Source organism: Paenibacillus sp. USDA918EY (assembly GCF_009870825.1).
Lineage (GTDB): Bacteria > Bacillota > Bacilli > Paenibacillales > Paenibacillaceae > Paenibacillus_AQ > Paenibacillus_AQ albilobatus.
In genome coordinates, this window is the sequence record NZ_WTWY01000009.1 from 160,978 (window position 1) to 178,520 (window position 17,543).

Annotated in this window: 13 protein-coding genes; 2 read left to right on the forward strand and 11 right to left on the reverse strand. The window is 54.8% G+C overall.

All coding sequences use genetic code 11. The features are described 5' to 3' along the window. Positions 1 to 136 precede the first annotated feature (136 nt). Positions 137 to 391: a hypothetical protein gene (locus tag GQY55_RS18990; RefSeq protein ID WP_160043452.1), complete on the forward strand. Its 255-nt coding sequence runs from the start codon at positions 137 to 139 to the stop codon at positions 389 to 391. Here the strand turns inward: GQY55_RS18990 and GQY55_RS18995 are convergent. Continuing rightward, entirely contained in the window at positions 388 to 2,436 is a 2,049-nt protein-coding gene (locus GQY55_RS18995; protein ID WP_160043453.1) for a methyl-accepting chemotaxis protein, read from the reverse strand. The genes GQY55_RS18990 and GQY55_RS18995 overlap by 4 nt on opposite strands. Positions 2,437 to 2,854: 418 nt before the next feature. Here GQY55_RS18995 and trhO point away from each other — a divergent pair, with 418 nt between their 5' ends. After that, complete coding sequence (gene trhO / locus GQY55_RS19000) at positions 2,855 to 3,757, forward strand: oxygen-dependent tRNA uridine(34) hydroxylase TrhO (protein WP_160043454.1); 903 nt, start codon at positions 2,855 to 2,857, stop codon at positions 3,755 to 3,757. A 267-nt stretch (positions 3,758 to 4,024) separates the two neighbouring features. On the opposite strand, the gene GQY55_RS19005 is transcribed toward trhO, so the two are convergent. The 10 genes from GQY55_RS19005 to GQY55_RS19050 form a co-directional block, all read right to left on the reverse strand. After that, positions 4,025 to 4,786 carry an AAA family ATPase gene (locus GQY55_RS19005; protein ID WP_160043455.1) on the reverse strand — a complete coding sequence of 254 codons (762 nt, stop codon included), beginning with the start codon at positions 4,784 to 4,786 and terminating at the stop codon, positions 4,025 to 4,027. A 99-nt stretch (positions 4,787 to 4,885) separates the two neighbouring features. Next, entirely contained in the window at positions 4,886 to 5,860 is a 975-nt protein-coding gene (locus GQY55_RS19010; RefSeq protein WP_160043456.1) for a diaminopimelate dehydrogenase, read from the reverse strand. Between the two features lie 273 nt (positions 5,861 to 6,133). Next, positions 6,134 to 8,068 carry a DUF2207 domain-containing protein gene (locus tag GQY55_RS19015; protein ID WP_160043457.1) on the reverse strand — a complete coding sequence of 645 codons (1,935 nt, stop codon included), beginning with the start codon at positions 8,066 to 8,068 and terminating at the stop codon, positions 6,134 to 6,136. Between the two features lie 373 nt (positions 8,069 to 8,441). Continuing rightward, the gene (locus GQY55_RS19020) at positions 8,442 to 8,705 is read right to left on the reverse strand and encodes an HPr family phosphocarrier protein (protein ID WP_160043458.1); all 264 of its coding nucleotides are present in this window, start codon (positions 8,703 to 8,705) and stop codon (positions 8,442 to 8,444) included. 2 nt (positions 8,706 to 8,707) lie between these two features. After that, positions 8,708 to 10,432, reverse strand: coding sequence for a phosphoenolpyruvate--protein phosphotransferase (ptsP, locus tag GQY55_RS19025; protein WP_160043459.1), 1,725 nt, complete (start codon positions 10,430 to 10,432; stop codon positions 8,708 to 8,710). A gap of 76 nt (positions 10,433 to 10,508) precedes the next feature. Continuing rightward, positions 10,509 to 11,645 carry a mannitol-1-phosphate 5-dehydrogenase gene (locus GQY55_RS19030; protein ID WP_160043460.1) on the reverse strand — a complete coding sequence of 379 codons (1,137 nt, stop codon included), beginning with the start codon at positions 11,643 to 11,645 and terminating at the stop codon, positions 10,509 to 10,511. Next, entirely contained in the window at positions 11,642 to 12,079 is a 438-nt protein-coding gene (locus GQY55_RS19035; protein ID WP_160043461.1) for a PTS sugar transporter subunit IIA, read from the reverse strand. The genes GQY55_RS19030 and GQY55_RS19035 overlap by 4 nt, the downstream gene beginning before the upstream one ends. A gap of 6 nt (positions 12,080 to 12,085) precedes the next feature. Beyond that, positions 12,086 to 14,260: a BglG family transcription antiterminator gene (locus GQY55_RS19040; RefSeq protein WP_160043462.1), complete on the reverse strand. Its 2,175-nt coding sequence runs from the start codon at positions 14,258 to 14,260 to the stop codon at positions 12,086 to 12,088. Between the two features lie 84 nt (positions 14,261 to 14,344). Then, the gene (locus GQY55_RS19045; protein WP_160043517.1) at positions 14,345 to 15,811 is read right to left on the reverse strand and encodes a PTS mannitol transporter subunit IICB; all 1,467 of its coding nucleotides are present in this window, start codon (positions 15,809 to 15,811) and stop codon (positions 14,345 to 14,347) included. Between the two features lie 688 nt (positions 15,812 to 16,499). Continuing rightward, positions 16,500 to 17,486, reverse strand: a complete 987-nt coding sequence (locus tag GQY55_RS19050) for a hypothetical protein (RefSeq protein ID WP_160043463.1) — start codon at positions 17,484 to 17,486, stop codon at positions 16,500 to 16,502. Between the last annotated feature and the right edge of the window lie 57 nt (positions 17,487 to 17,543).

Sequence of the window (17,543 nt, forward strand, 5' to 3'; positions counted from 1 at the left end):
GGAGTTGCTGTACGGTCATGTCTTCAAAGCAAACGAACAAACCTTAGTTTGGGGATTTTCCATGCTAAGGTTATTTTTTTCGAACTTCAAAAACATCGTAAAAAATCGGTGCATCGGACCGCAGGGGACGGAAAACATGGGAAATGCCTTATTTCGCCGCCGTCATCATTACCTTCAAGCGCTGAATAGGGCCGTGCCGGTTCTTTCCGCCGCGGTCATTAAGAGGTTCGGCCACGGCCGTTTTTTTATCGCCATGCTCTTTATCATTGTGACCATATCTTGCCTATTCCCCGTGTTGTTGCGCTGGGTGCTGCTTGATTTTACTTTTGAGTTTACCCAAATTAAAGGCGCGGCTGGCGCAGCCACAAAAAAAGACTCCCCCCGGCTTTAGGTTTTAAACCGGGAAAGGGAGTCTTTTAGCGTTCCTGACAACACTTGAAGTTTTCGGGACAGCTGCACCAGCCCCGAGCTGATGTTCAGCTGTTCGCCGCTCAGCGTAGCCACTTCCTCGGACGTCGCCAGCGATTGGTCGGATACGCTGCTGACGCCGGCCATCGCATCGGCCAGCTGGAGCTGGGATTGCTCCAATTCGAGGATGGAGCCGTTCACCCGCCTCAAGTGGTTCATCAGTTCATTCATTTGGGTGCCGACCTGATTGAACAGCGTGTCGGCTTTTTTCACGGCGGAAATTTGCTCCATAAAAATCGGACCGGATTCCTGCAATACCTGTGCCGTTTCGCCGATTTCCTGCAGGATGGCGGCGGTAACCTGCCGGACGTCGTCCACCGACCGCTTCGCCTCCTCCGACAATTCGCGGATTTCGTCCGCCACCACCTTGAAACCTTTGCCGTACCTGCCCGCCCGGGCCGCCTCGATCGTCGCGTTCAGCGACAGGACGTTCGTTTGCTTCATCAGCTGCGTCAAAATTTCGAGCACTTTGGAAATGGACTCGGCGCTGGCTTGAAGATGAACCACTTTGCCCGTGATGAAGCCGATCCGCTCTTCCATATCCCCGGTTTTCCGCATGAGCCCAAGCATATATTCCGTTCCCGACCGGCTCGTTCCGTTGACGTCCTCCGCAAGGCTCTGCATCTCCCGGCTGGTCAGGACGAGCATTTCGGCCTGTTCCTTGGAGCGCTGCGCCAGCCGCTTCCCGCGTTCCGCATCGCTGGCCAGCCCTTCCCCGCCCCTCGCGATTTCCAGTGTGGCGGACGCGATTTCTTTCGCCGTTTCTTCCGTGTTCAGGGACACGTACGAAAGTTCGCCGGCCATCTCCAGCATGTCTGCCGCGGACCGTTCCGTCTGCCCCACCAGCACGGTCAGGTGGCTCATCATTTCATCGAAGCTTCGCCCGACCTGCCCGATTTCATCCTTGGAAACCGCATACGTCCGCACGCGCAAATTCCCGTCCGCCCCCTGCTTCATCAATTCCTGCAGGCGGCCGAGCGGTTTGCCGATCATCCGCGCGACAAGCCATCCGATAACGACGGCAAGCGCAAAGGCGCAGACCAGCACCCACAACGTCGCTTGAAAGATTTGCTTCGCGTCCTTCAGCATTTCGCCGACGGGGATCATCCCGATGGTGAACCAGCCGTTGACTTCGGATTTGGCCATGACCACTTGTTTCGATCCGTCGGAAGCCAGAAACGCGAATTTCGGTTTGCTCATCCCTTCCGGAGGGAGGGAAATGACCGAATTTTTGCCCAGCTGCGAGGCGTTTTTGCTGTATATGACCTGATTTTGTGGACTGATGACCTGGATGCTGCCGCCGTCGCCCATGCCCACATGCTCCACCTGATCCTTGATGGCGGCCAAATCGATGTCGATCAGGATCACGCAGTACCCCCGGGACGCCCCTTCGCCGGAAATGACTCTGCCGATCGTGATGGTCGGATTCGTATTCCGGTTGCCGTCCAGGTTGTGGTGAATCCAGACGGATTGACCGCTATTTTCGGTAATCCGTTTAAACCAATCCTCTTTTCCGTAATTTTTGCTCGCCAGCAGGCCCGAACGTGTTGGAACGACCGTCCCGTCGGTTTCGAGCACTTCGATCGACGTAATATATGCGTCCGAAAACATGTACGATTGCAATATCGCGTCCAGAGCGTCGGCAAGCCGCATATATTCCGCCGGGTCGTTTTTTTGCTTCAGCAGTTCCAGGACGGTTTCCTGCATCGGTTTGTCCACCATCATCTGCAGCAACAGCTTATCGAAGGAATGGAACAAAAAGTCGAGCTTCTGGCTCGTTTGCAAGGCGGTTTCCAAATACGCGCCGGTCACTTCGCGTTCCAGAGCCTTTTTTGAAATGTGATAGGATACCGCCCCGGTGACCGCCACAAAAACCATAACGGCAAGTATCAATATCAGCGCGATTTTCGTTCCGATCGACCTTAGCGGATTCCAGCGGAACGGATCCTTTAAAGATTTTTCCCGCATCGGCATGTCCCCCTATTTCACCGTACCTTTTTGCAAAGGGTATAATCCTACTATATCGGTCCGAATCGGAAGGCTCTATCGATTATTTTCCTCATTTTCTCGAATTTATTCCGTTCTCGTTCGGACCATAAACGGGTTATCCCGATGCATTTGTGCCAATAATGGGAACATCTCCTTTTTAAGTTGACTAGGTGTGCAAGGTTCATCTACAATAGATTAGAAAAGCGTGTTTGGCGTATTTTCACTTAAGATGAACCGCCTTTTAAGGTGGTTTTTCTTGCGGTTACAACGATGACCGTCTTCGCGGATACGAAGGACTTTGACAGGATATTGCCGCAATCGGGCGCCATTCGCTCTTTTTGGGGTTATGCAGCAGCATCCTCTTTTACGATAAATTAACAAGACAGGTGAAGAAAGAATGACAGAAGAATCAAAAGATTACCGTATTCTGCTATACTACAAGTTCGTGCAGATTCCGGATCCGGAGCAGTTTACCGCAGAGCATCTGCAATACTGCAAGGATCTGGGCGTCAAAGGGCGCATTCTGATCGCCGCGGAAGGCATTAACGGAACGCTGTCCGGCACGGTGGAGCAAACCGAGAAGTATATGAACGACCTGAAGGCCAATCCGCTGTTTGCCGACATCGTCTTCAAAATCGACGAGGCCGACGGCCATGCGTTCAAGAAAATTTTCGTCCGCTACCGCAAGGAACTCGTGACGTTCCGTTACGAGAAACCGCTGGATCCGAACGTCATCGGCGGCAAAAGACTGTCCCCGAAAGAATGGCACGACCTGCTGGAAAGAGACGACGTGGTCGTCATCGACGGCCGGAACGATTATGAATACGACATCGGCCACTTCCGGGGCGCCATCCGTCCGGAGGTCAAATCCTTCCGCGAGTTTCCGGAATGGATCCGCAACAACCTGAGCGAGTACAAGGACAAAAAAGTGCTGACGTACTGCACGGGCGGCATCCGCTGCGAGAAGCTTACCGGATTCCTGATTCACGAAGGTTTCCAGGACGTCAACCAGCTTGAAGGCGGCATCGTGACCTACGGCAAAGATCCGGAAGTTCAGGGCCATCTTTGGGACGGAAAATGTTACGTATTCGACGAGCGCATTGCGGTGCCGATCAACCGTACCGACGAAGACGTGGTCATCGCTAAATGCCATCACTGCGGCAAAACGGAAGACCGCTACATCAACTGCGCGAACCCGGTATGCAACAAGCAGCATGTATGCTGCACGGATTGCGAGGAAGAACATCAGTCCTTCTGCTCCGACGAATGCCGCGAAGCGGTGCTCGGCGTAAAAGCATAAAACGTCTGAATCATGGATTAGCAAGCGGCTTGTTTGGTCGGTTCCTTGGAGAACGATCGAACGGGCCGCTTTTTTCATGCCCGAATAACTCGCAACACGAAAAAAACGCCCCGAATATCGGGACGTCTCATGCTACTCAGGATGTTGCAATATTCGATTCCGGCCGCTCCCGGGTCCATTATATAGACGAACGAAACCATTTCGCTCTAATATAGCTAATTGAACGTCGCTATTTGGATTTTTGCAAAAAATCCTCTACTAAAACCGTTATTGTTCCTCCCCCAGCAAAATATCGAGCATCTTTTCCCGGTCGTTCATCATTTTGCGGGTAATGATGTAATGCTCCGTATCCTCCAGCTCCACCTCCCGAAGTCCCGATTCATCCAGCAGCCAAATCTCGGCATGGGGATAAGACATCAATATGGGCGAATGCGTCGCGATGACAAACTGTGAGTTTTGCTTTACGAGCTGATGGATGCGCGTCAGCATCGACATCTGCTTCAAGGGCGAAAGCGCCGCTTCGGGTTCGTCCATCAGGTAAAGTCCCTTTCCTCCGAAACGATGCATGAACGTCGCAAAAAAGCTTTCGCCATGGGACTGCTCATGCAGCGATTTGCCGCCGTAGGACGCCTTGATCGGGGGGCCACCTCTTTTTTCCATATCCAGCTTGTCGATCGTGGTCGCCACGTTGTAATAACTTTCCGCCCGGAAAAAGAATCCGTCCTTCGGCCGGACCGCGCCGCGAACGAGACGCAAATACCGGTGCAGTTCCGAGTGGGAGGCCATCGTCTCGAAAGCGAAGTTTTTCGTCCCGCCTTCGGGGTTAAACCCCCAGGCGATCGCCATCGCCTCCAGCAGGGTGGATTTCCCCGAGCCGTTTTCGCCGACGATAAACGTGACCGGTTTCCGGAACGACAGGCTGGCCAAATCGTGAACCGCCGGGAGATTAAAAGGATACGTCCGGAAAGACGGCACTTCTTCCCTTTTCAGCACCATGTTTCGCAAATAAAGCGAATGCGGATCCAGCATGAAGGTTTCAGCTCCTTTGAACGGGTTGGAATAAAAAGGGCATCATCCCGCCCTCGCACGGCGGGAATGATGCCCTCGTTTTCAGCTTGTCCAAAAAAATTACAGCAGTTCCTTGCGAAGCTGCTCGGCCGATTTGGGCGACAGCAGACCGAACGGAATGTCGAATACCGTTTTTGCGCCTTTGTCACCTTGGGCGGACAGCTTGGCAGCGGCGCGCGCGTACGCGACCAGCACGCTGGCGGTAAATTCGGGATTGCTGTCCAGCTTCAGGCCGAACTCGATGATTTGGGTGCTGTTTTCGCCCGTACGTCCGCTGCGCAGCACCGTTCCTCCGTGAGGCATCGCCGAGTGGTTTGCCTTCAGCTCCTCTTCGCCGATGAAATTCACGATCGTGTCGTAATCGGAGAAATAGTTCGGCATTTCCTTGATTTCTTTTTCGATCCGGGCAAGATCGGCGCCTTCTTCCGCAACGACAAAACATTCGCGCAGATGTTTCTGGCGGGTGCTCAGCTCCGGATTTTCCCCGGCGCGTACTTTGGCCACCGCTTCTTCAACGGGAATGGTGTACTGCACGCCATTTTTCACGCCTTCGACCCGGCGGATCGCATCGGAATGGCCTTGGCTGACGCCGCGTCCCCAGAACGTATACTCTTTGCCCTCTGGCAAAATCGCTTCCGCAAGCATGCGGTTCAGCGAGAACAGACCCGGGTCCCAACCCGTGGAAATGACGCTCACATGGCCGGCCGCAGCCGCTGCCGCATCAACGGACGCAAAATATTCGGGAATACGCGCATGCGTATCAAAGCTGTCGACGGTGTTGAACAATTTCGCAAACTGAGGGCCTTGTTCCGGCAAATCCGTCGCGGATCCTCCGCACAGAATCATAACGTCGATTTTGCCGATATATTTTTCCGCTTCGGAAATATGTACAACCGGCACGCCAGCCTCAACGCCGTTCGGCTCGCGGCGGGTGAAGATCGCCTCAAGGCGAATGTCCGGATTTTGCCGGATCGCTTTTTCCACGCCTCTTCCCAAATTTCCGTATCCCACAATACCAACCGTAATTTGTTTCATAGAATCCTCCCAAAACAAGCAATATCGTATTTTTTCTATTTCCGTCCTCTATTTTGAAGCTCTCGCGGCCAATGTCGCAAGATGCCTGAACCCAACTCCCTCATGAGGAAAGGTGAGCAGGCTATCCCCGTATATTATAAACGGATTTGCGAATACATACCATCCGATGTGAGGAAAAGTGCAAATTTTCGGCATAAAAATGCAGGGACAAGCCGTCCCTGCGCAAAAATTCTATAAAGCCCCTTTAAATTTCAAAGCATGGGATTGTCCGTTTTAGAACGCCCCTGTGCCTCCGCCCCCGCCGCTGTCTCCTCCGCTGCTGAAGCTCCCTCCTCCGTCGGAGAAACCGTATGGAGAACGCGGAGGGGTGAAATTCAGGTGGTTTTGCGTGTACGCAAGCGAAGCCATCAATTCGGCGTTCAGCAGAACGGGAAGCGCCGCGGCGCCCAAGGCGAGGCCGGACACCCCTTTTTTCTGCAGGTTTTTGACGTACTTCGGAACGATGCCAAGCAAAACCGCATGCTCCGCGGCCCGTTCCGCTGCCGCGGGATCCATGCCGCTTTCGTCTTCGCCTTTTAGAAGCTTTTTCCTTAACTCAAGAAGGGCAAAGCGGTATTTCAGCATCTCCTTCGAAAGCACGGTTTTCGGCACCAAGACGGCAAACACGATCGAGCTTACCGCAAAAAGCAAATAATTTTCCATTCCCTGCTCATGCGTAATCTGAGTCCCGGCAATGAAACAGCCGACCAGATACGTGATAAACCACCGTTTGGTTTTGGTTTTCACGCAGGCGAGAATCCCGACGATTCCCAGCAATACGGCAGCCGTTATCATCCCGGCAATCGGTATCACATCGGCATAATAAAGATATAGGAGCAAAACATAATGGACGATCACGATCAGCGGTACCAGCAGTTTAAGAAGCGCGTTGAATTTGACTTCTGTGCCGTACGGCTCCGTTTGCGCCAAAGTTTCGCGCCATTTATTGAATTTTTTGGCGTTCCTTTGCGATTGCTTGCGGTACTCGGAAATCTGCCGATCATCCTGCTTTTCCTTAAAGGTCGGGGCCGCCATCGAATCCAAACGGAAGACGTTTCTTGGATTAAAAAGCCATCCTACCAGTATCCTGTCGGCTGCGTTCAGCTTAGCCTTATTGCCGTGGAAAGTGAATTCCAACGTTGTATCGGGGGCCGTCGGCTCCTCCAAAAATCGTTTGGACGCCTGAACCTCTTTGACGGTCACGTACCCTCGGCTCCGCAAAGACAGCAGACCTGCGATCACGTCTTTGGACTTCAGCTTGCCTTTACGCATACAATAGGTTTTTATCAGAGGATCCGACTCTTCCAGATCGCGTTCCGTCACGTCCCTCCGCCCGAACCAGGCCGAAATTCTTTTGACCGACAGCACGCTGTACAATGCGCCCAGCAAAACGACGGCCGTCAGCACTTGAAGGACTGTGCCTGCTTGACGCATGATCCCGTCCCGGGCATCCATCCGCTTCTCCCGCTTCCGCTCTTTCTGAAGCAGCTCCGCAGGGGATATCTTTTTGTCGGTTGCCGCCATTTGCGACAGCTGATCCTGCGGGAAAAGAAGAAGCAAATGCGCTTCCCCGTATTCGGAAAGCTTCGGATTTTCGTAATGGACCGCCGAATCGCCTCCGGTCGTAATCCTCCCGCCCGTCCGGTCATGCAAAAAAGCATGGACATCGGCTTTGTTGTAGCCGGAAGGCAAAAACACATCAAGCGTCACATGGTTGATCTCCTGGTTGTTGTTTTTAAAAAAGCTCCAGTCCAGTTCTCCCACATCGCTGTATTTGACGGCAGCCTTGTCAATCCGGTAGCGGTAATACACCTGCTTCGTTTCATCTTTGGCGGCGTCGTAAACGTAATACGTTTCATTTTCGCCGTCCCATTCGGTTTTCAAGCGCTCCAAATTTTCATAAGAAAACTCGCCAAGCTTTTTGCCTTTCGGCGGAACATAAGCTTCAAAAAACTCGATGCCGTCGTGCTCCCCCGGGGAAATATACCTGGTTGTTCCTTCAAACTTGCCTTTAAACGTATAGGTGAACAGTTCTTCCACATACAAATCCCCGTCAGGCGTAATATAAGCTTTCGAATCGACTTGATCCATGGAATAGGACTTTTTATCGCAACCCGCGATCATGATGACACAAACGAGTGCCCCTAACAACAGCATCCATTTTTTCATCCACTCACTCCTGATTCTGCTCTCCAAATATTCTCCAATTCATTCATATCGGGTCCCAGATTTCCAATTTATTTTTATATTCTATCAAATACTCCCTACGGCGAATCAAGAGGATATGGTACCAATTCATCCATGGATGCGTAAATCGGCCGGGCAACAATAAGCGGCATTTTAGGCACACGGTCATAGGTGAGGAGTTCGTTGACCTCCTTGCCCGTACAGCTGAGGCATTCTCAGGGCGGCTTAATCACAAGCATCCGATGCCGGCCGTGGTCGGCGAATGATGGCCATTCCCTCAGACTGATTTCCTAACGAAAAAACCATCCGGCGATCAGGATGAACCTGACGGCTGGATGGTCTTTTCATTTGCTTCCTATTCCTCGTAAATTTTCGTCAGCATTTGGCCAAGCTCCTGCAAAGCCTGCTCTTCCTGCTCGCCGTCGGCTTCGAGACGGATTTCGTCGCCCGCCGAAATGCCCAGCGTCAACAGGCCGAGAGAGCTTTTTCCATTGGCTTTCTTCTCCCCCTTGAACAACGTGACCTTACAAGGGAAAGTATTGGCCTTTTCCACGAACAGCTTGGATGGACGGGCGTGAAACCCTTGCGGGTGGATGACGGTAAAAGTTTGGGATACCATAGCTATGCTTCACTCCTTAGTTGTTGATTTACGAAATCGAGCACCTCTTGCTGCGAACTCATGCCGAGCGCCTGCTCCGCCAGCCGGGACCATTCCTGCTTGGACAAGCGGGAAACCAGCTCCCGTGCCGGAAGAACGGAAGATGCGCTCATGCTGAACTCATGCAGTCCCAGGCCAAGCAGCAGCGGGATCGCCGCCGAATCTCCGGCCATCTCCCCGCACATGCCGGCCCATTTTCCATTCCGGTTGGCCGCTTGGATGACCAGCTGCACCAGTCGAAGAATCGACGGATGATGCGGCTGATATAAATAGGAGACCGATTCGTTCATGCGGTCGGCCGCCATCGTATATTGGATCAGATCATTGGTGCCGATGCTGAAAAAGTCCACTTCCTTGGCCAAAATATCGGCAGCCAGGGCTGCAGCCGGAATCTCGATCATGATGCCGACCTCCAGGGAGTGAGACACTGCGATACCCTCCTGCTCCAGCTTGGCTCTCTCCTCAGCCAGGATGCGCTTGGCTTCCCGAAGCTCGCTCAAGACGGCGATCATCGGAAACATGATCGCGAGTTTGCCGTGTACGCTTGCCCGGAGCAGCGCTCTCAGCTGCGTACGGAACAAATCCTCGCGTTCGAGGCATAGACGGATGGCGCGAAGACCCAGAAACGGATTGCTTTCTTTCGGCAGCTGCATGTAGGACAGCTCCTTGTCTCCGCCAATGTCCAGCGTGCGGATGACGACACGTTTGCCGCCCATTTTTCCCAGCACATGCTTATAAACGGAATACTGTTCTTCTTCGGACGGGAACGCGGAGCGTCCCATGTACAAAAATTCCGTTCGGAACAGGCCGATGCCGTCGGCTCCATTTGCGAGCACCTTTTCGAGGTCATCGATGCCGCCGATGTTGCTTGCAAGCTCAACCTGGAACCCGTCCGCGGTAACCGATGGACGGTCCACATAGCTGCGCATCCGGAGTTGGTATTCCTCATACTCGCGCTTGCGTACCGAATATTCCTCAAGCTGCCGGTCCGTCGGGTTTACGATCACCTGGCCTGCGGTCGCATCCAGAATGACCGTGTCCCCCGTGCGGATCTCGGATGCGTCCGCCCCCGCACCGACAACGGCCGCCAGCTCCAGCGAACGCGCCATAATGGCGGAATGGGAAGTACGGCTTCCGATTTCCGTCACGAACCCGCGCACGAATTCCAGATTCAGTTGGGCGGTGTCCGAAGGCGTCAAATCCTTGGCGACAAGGATCGTCTCGCTGTTCAGTTCGGAGAGCGCGCTGTGCTTGCGCCCTTCGAGCTTGCTGATCACCCGTCCGGTAATGTCTTTGACGTCCGCCGCCCGTTCGCGCAGCAGCTCATTGTCCATGGAACGCAGAGCTTCCATGATTCCCGATGCCACTTCATACAGCGCAAATTCGGCATTGATGCCTTCACTTTCGATCTGGTCCATGGCGGCGTCAATCAGGTCGGGATCATCAAGAAGAAACAAATGCGCCTCGAAAATTTCGGCTTTTTGCGGGCCAAGCCGTTCGAGCGTCGATTCCCGGATCCGGTCGATATCGGCCTTCGCCGCTTCGACCGCTTCCTTCAACCGCTGTTTCTCGGCTGCAGTGTCGTCCACCGCTTTCCGCTGCGGCACGGATTCCTCCGATTCCAGCCGGTACGCCTTGGCAATGGCAATCCCCGGGGATGCGGGAACGCCTGTCAGCAGATGGCTCATGGCAATGCCTCCTTCGTGTTTTACGATCGTTTCTAAGCCCGATCGCCATTTCCTTTTCTGCTTTATCTATTCATCGTTATTGTTCGTAATCGTGCATGACACGTTCCGTCAACTCATGATCGGCACCCAGCCCGCTGACTTCGGCAAACGCCTGGCGTGCGCCCTTCTCGGCGATCATGCTCTGCAGCTGGGCTGCCTCCGGATCCTCCGCATAATCGAATTTAAGGGCGAGCGCCATCACCTTCGTCAAATGCCCCGTGCTTCCTCCCTGCTCCCAAGCCCGAAGCGCCGGCCGCACCAGACGGTCATCCGGCGAAAGCTTGCGGATTGGGGAACGGCCGACCCGGACGACCTCATCACGCAAATAAGGATTGCGGAAACGGTCTAAAATTTTGCGGATATAGGCTTCATGCTCCGCAGCGTCGAAGCCGTAGGCATGCACCAGCATGCTCCCCGTCTCCTGCAGCGCTCCGGCAACGAGGCCAACCACCTCTTCATCCTTCATCGCTTCCTGAATGGTGTCGTACCCCTTGCGGTAACCGGCATAGGCCGCGCTGCAGTGGCCGGTGTTTACGGTAAACAGCTTCCGCTCGATGTATGGAATCAAGTCGTCGACGTAATGAACCCCGCCGATTTCCTTCGCCCCCGGGAACATTTGGGAGCGGTTGATGACCCATTCATAGAAAGGCTCCACCGTAACCGCGAGCGGGTCTTCGTGATGCTGGAGCGGCACGATCCGGTCGACCGCCGAATCCGGAAATGCCGCAATCGAAGCCGCTTGCTGTTTCTCCTCGGGCGAGAGCAGACCCATGACATGCTCTTTCAGCTGCGTGCTTGCCCCGATGGCGTTCTCGCATGCGATGATATGAAGGGGCGCACCTCCGCGCTCCATGCGAAGCTTGATCCCTGCGGCAATGCCGGGCGCAATATGCTTCAGGATCGGAACGCCGACCGCCGTCGTAACCAAGCCGGCCGTCGCCACCTCCTCGGCAACCAGAGCAAGGTCCCGGCCGTCAATGGCACGGACGCCGTGGACGGGAATATGCTCCCCATTTTCGTCCGCGATGGTTACGGTATAAGAACCGCGTTCCTGCAGCGACCGGACCAACGATTCATTGACATCGGAGAAGACGACCTCGTATCCCGACTGCGACAGCAGCAGCCCGATAAATCCTCTGCCGATATTGCCTGCGCCAAAGTGAAGGGCCTTCATTCTTCCATCCCGCTTTCGAAAATGCTCAATATTTCTTCCGCAGTCTTCGCCGTCCGGATGGCTTCCATGCTGTCTTCATCCGAGCACACCATGGCGACGCTGGTCAGAATATCCATATGTTCGCCGTTTTGCGCGGCGATTCCGACCACCAGCACGGCCGGTTCGTCGCCGCCGAAATCAACTCCGTCCGGGATTTGCAGCACGGCAAGCCCGGTGGATTTGATCATCCCTTTGGCTTCATTGGTACCGTGGGGAATGGCGAGTCCGGAGCCCATATAGGTTGAGAGCGCATTTTCGCGTTCTATCATTTTCTCGATATATTCCTGATCCGCATGACCGGCGTCGACGAGCATCTGGCCGGCCAGGCGAATGGCTTCGTATTTGTCGGATACCTTCACGTTTAAACGGATTTGATCTGCGGATAAAATACTCATTGATGATCACTCTCTCTCCAGTTTGTTTTTTAAGTAAGCGCGGAGATGGGCGGACATCAGATCCCTGATCCGATGTTCCCGGCCCTCCGCAAGCGCCTCGATCATATCGCTGTCCAGCAGCGTTGCGCTGATTTCGCTCAGCACTTTCAAGCTTTCGCCGGTCAGCTGTCTCGGGGCCAGCATCAGCAGGAAACGCGACAGCTCGATCGGGCCCGAATCGTCCATCTTGAACGGCCGATCCAGCTCAAACAGCATGAGTGCAGGCCGTTTCACCACCTCGCTCCGCGTGTGAAACAACGCCAGCTCCGTTCCCGGAATCATCTGCGTCCCTTGCTGTTCACGCTGCAGCAGCTGCAGGACGACAGCTTCCGGATCGCCGACGACCTCCCTGAGTTCCGGGTGATTGCAAGCGGCGCGAAGCCATTGGCCGAGACTCGGCTCACCCGTTATCCGTAACGGAAGAACCCGGAAGGCTTCGAGCAGCTCGATGCTTTGCTGAACGGTTTTGTTCAGGGAATGCAAGCCTTCCATCTCGGACATGCCGTCCGCTTCGCTTTGGCCGGCAGGCGACTTCAACGCTTCGGACGGTGGACCAAAATCGTCCGGAAGCCCGGGCGGCGGCTTATCGGCCCAGGTCCCGTCCCGGGCCTTCTGCATGCCGCGTTTGCGAATGTAGTCCCGCAGCTTATCCGCCTCGGCAGGGGTTAGCAGCGGACTAAGCTTCATGTATTGCTCTTCGGGGAGCGACAAATCCACGGTGCTGATGATCAGATCGTAATCCGTTCTCGGGATTCGGGCAGCTTCATACCATGACGCCTGCTCCACGATCTGCAGCTGAGGGAATTCCCTCCGAAGCCTTGCCGCCAGCATTTTGGAAGACCCAATCCCGCTCGTGCATACGATCACCGCACGGACGTCCTGATGAATCTGTCCGAGCCGTTCGCGCGAAGCCCCGAAATGCATGACCAGAAAGGCGATTTCCTCATCCGGAACGGAAATGGACGGAAACACGGCGTCCGCTGCCTGCCGCACCCGGCCGAACAGCTCGGAATAATCTTTGCGGATCGTTTCCAGCAGCGGATTGCGAATGCGCTCCCCGGCGGTAATCCGCTCCAATGCCGCCTTCAAATGGATGAACAGGCCGTCCCGCAGGGACCGGTCCGCGGCGTAGTCGTTCGCGTCGAGCTCCCCCATTTTGCGGATGAGCGATCTGACCGATCCGGCCAGCTCCAAATCGTCCGCAGGGAGCATTTCGCTCGAATGCGCGGAGGCTCTCTCCAGCAGCTCGGCGGCATACTTTACTTCAGCGGCTGAATAGGCCATGTTCAGCCTTTCGCCGAGCTGACTGCACAGGGTAGCCGCCGCTTTCAGCTTGGTATCGGCTGGCGGCGGTTCGCCGGGCCGGTCGAATCTCCGCAGATTGACGAGCCGCTCGGCTTCCGCTTCGCTGACTTCAACCCCGGATCGGATGCGGGAAGCGGCTATGGAGAGACGGATCAGCAGATCGGTATAGGCGTCTTCGCTGAATGCCTCCTCCTGATCCTGCTCCTCCCATTTCCATAAAATGTCTTCGATCGCCGTGATGCGGTCCGCTCCCGCTAGCGCGGCGATCTTCGCATCGACCGGATGCAGCGGCGTTTGGCCGGCTCCGGCGATAAGCGGAAGATCATCCAGCCGAAATCGCACCAAAGTGCGTATCGCCTCGCGGATCAGCGGCTCCGATCCGGTGATTTCCACCCCGTAGCCGCGACGGCGAATGAGCAGCAGTCCCTGTTTGCCGATCCAGTCCGCCAAATCGTCCAAATCCGCTCCGACGGTTGGAACGGTCACCTTCATTTCGTGAGCCAGCGCAAACAGCTTCACAGGTTCCTTGGACGCCAGCAGCCTGCAGAGCAGGTAAATTTGCCGTTCATCCGCCGAGTATTCCACATTGGCGGGAATGAGCAGCTCCGACCGGACCTTTTCGATCTCGTCAGGTTTGCCTTCGACGCTGAGTCCGGAACCGGCCTTGCGGTGCAGGGTAATCCCGTGCCGGTGCAGATAGCTCTCTACCGCATCCAGCTCCCTGTGCACCGTCCGCGGGCTGACGCGGATGCTGCGTGCGATTTCCGCAACCGTGCTTTCATACGGGCTGCGCAGCAGCAAATCCAGGATCTGTCTAACGCGGTGTGTCAGTTCCATCCGCTCAAACCTCCAAACGGCCGCAAAAGGCGCTTGGATGCCGGCACAAATTACCCGCATCCATTCGCCTTAAACGTCGTATAGTTATTTCAAGCGTTCTACAAGCTCGTCATATTCCGGACTTTTCAGGAAGTTATCGATGGAAATATGCTCCGCTTGCGGTGCCACTCCGCGAGCGCGGTCCGTGAGCGTTTTATGCGTCACTACGATATCCGCGTCGGACGGAATGTCACTGATCGCCGTGTTGGTCACTTCAATCGGCGATCCCGCCGCTTTCATCTTTTTGCGCAGAATGGAAGCGCCCATGGCGCTGGATCCCATCCCGGCATCGCAAGCAAAGACGATTTTATGAACCTCTTCCTTGCTCTTCTGCCCTGCGGCGGCGCTCGTCTCGATGTGGGCCGCGGCTTCGGACACGGCGGCAGCCGCTGCAGCAGGGGTTCCTGCGGCTTTCATATCTTTCATTCGTTTCGTTGCTTCTTCCAGATCATCCTCATCCTCTTCCGACTTCTTGCTCGTTTTCAGCAGAAGCGCGGCTACGGCAAAGGATACGATCGCCGCGGTAACCACGCCGCTAAGTACCGGAAGAATTTCGCCGCGCGGCGCCATGGCCAGGTAAGCGATGATGCTGCCGGGCGACGGCGGGCCGACGAGGCCTGCGTTCAGCAGCGAAAACGTGAATGTTCCCGTCACGCCGCCGGCCATTGCCGCGAGAATGAGGCGCGGATTCATCAGAATGTACGGGAAGTAAATTTCATGAATCCCGCCGAAGAAGTGGATGATCGCAGCCCCCGGAGCAGATTGACGGGCGGAACCGCGGCCAAGGATCATATATGCGAGCAGGATGCCTAGCCCCGGACCCGGGTTCGATTCCAGCATGAACAGGATCGATTTGCCTACATGCTGTGCCTGCTCGATTGCGATCGGGCTCAGAACGCCATGGTTGATGGCGTTGTTCAGGAACAGCACCTTCGCCGGCTCGATCAGGATGTTGACGAGCGGAATAAGGTGATGATTGACCAGAAACTCGACGCCTGATGACAGGACGTTCGTGATGGCTTCAATAATGCGGCCCACGATCGAATAGGCGATCAGGACGAGGGCCCCGCCGATAATACCGAGCGAGAAGTTGTTGACCAGCATTTCAAAGCCGGATTTGATTTTGCCTTCAACGGCTTTGTCGAACTTTTTGAGCACCCAGGCGGCGCCCGGTCCAACCGCCATTGCCCCGAGGAACATCGGAATGTCGGTTCCGACGATGACACCCATGGTAACCAGGGCGCCGATGACCCCGCCGCGCTGCTTGTGGACCATCGTGCCGCCGGTATAGCCGATCAGCAACGGGAGGAGGTACTTGATCATGGGATCAACGAGTTTGGCAAGGTATGCGTTTGGGAACCAGCCTGTCGGAATGAATAGTGCGGTAATCAAACCCCACGCGATGAACGCTCCGATGTTCGGCATAACCATGCCGCTCAGGAAGCGCCCGAATTTTTGAACTCCGACCCGTGCCGCGCCGGATGCAGAGGAAGTAGATTGAGCCACGAGGATAACCTCCTTTGTAGACTTTTGTCGAACGATATTATTCAATATGTCGTTCGTCCTATATCCATCCTAGCCAACACGAACCTGACACTCAACAAAATGAAAACGCTATATTGTCAGGAAGCCTGATGACAAAATTTTAAGAAGCCCGCTGAACCCCTTGTCTCCCAAGGCTTTTGAGGCTTTCGAAAAACAATATCGGAAACGGTAACCGGCGAGGGATGCTGACAAGATTTCCTGACCCGTCATGAGAGCCGGGCAGCGCGGATATACAATTTCATTCCATAAAATATGAAGCTCCGGTATTGGATAGCATTTCCCTTTTCGTCGTCCTGATTCAAAACCGGAGCGGGCCTTTCAAATTGATAACCAAAAAAAGCGCCCTTGATTCAGGGCGCATAACGTGTCAAAAAATAATGGATGCCGGAAACGTCAAGAAAACCGCTATATGGAAAACGTTCCTGTCCACGGAAACTTTTCCGATAGAAAACCGCCTTCGCGGCGGTACTTCGCAATTTAGAACATGGAAGGCAAATAATCCTCAGCTGCGGCGGCATAATCGTCGATCATATTTCAGGATTTTGCAAAATTCGATTCCGGCCGCTCCCGGGTACAATATATAGACGAATTAATCCGTTTCGCTCCATCTATTGCTGATTGAATGTCGCTCCTTGGATTTTTGCAAAATCCGCATTTAAATGCGGTCCACCTGCTCAACCGGCAAAAATCCATAAGCGGCATCAAACTTGACGTGGTGGTGAAAATGCTCCAGCAATGGCGGACAGGTTTCCGTGCCCCCGTCCAAGCCGGAAAGCGTGCCGCGGTCAAAACGAATGGACAATACCGTCACATACTCCTCTTGTCCCGATTCCCGGTTTATTTTCGTGTCGCGGGCATGGACAATCACCGTTTCAAGCGGAAGCAGCGCAAACAGCTCGCGGGCAATCCGGAACGCGCAGCCGCATGCGTATTTATACTCCAAGGCATTTTGATCTTCAACTTCGAGCGGAACGGTTACAAGGGTTCCGTCTTCCGCCAGCCGTTTGGATTCATGCGGGATGATTTGTCCCGAATTGACGTCCAATTCGACTTCGACCGTTGCCGGGTCAAGGACGGCGAACTCCAAGCCGCTTCCCAAGGCCAGCAGATCGTTTAGCGGAGCGAATTCTTCCAATACCCGCAAATACGCGGTGCGGTTTCCTTCCAGGATGTCGCGCGCAAAATCGGCGGCGCTTTTCCACCGCGAATATTCCAGACGGTCTTCCTCCTTCGCCCGTTCAAGCTCGTCCTCCAGCTGCTGCCGGATGACGGCGTCCTGTTTCAATAACTTTTGCAGACGCGTAGGTTTAAATTCGCGCAGCCGGGTTTCGGCCTGCTGCTCGCGCGGACCTTTTTCTCCTCTGCCGTACGGAGGCTCCAAGGCCGCAATCCGGCTCCAATCTACCGATTCCCCGCAGATCTGATGGACCGTGTCGATGAGCTCCAGAAGGTGGGCGTACCGCTCCGCTGCGGATGCCGCTTGCTCGGCTTCGTTCAGACGGGCCGGCTCCTTTTGCCGCGGGTCGTTTCGGGACAGCAGCTCCTCCCGCCTGCGGCACGTTTCGTTTTGGATTGCGCTGCCGAAAAAAGGAATATTCCATTCCGTTTCGCTTACTGTCGATTGATCTTCACTGTACCTCATACCGTTCTTCCCCTCATACGAAAGCCATGATTGAATCACAGATAATAGGCCAAATAT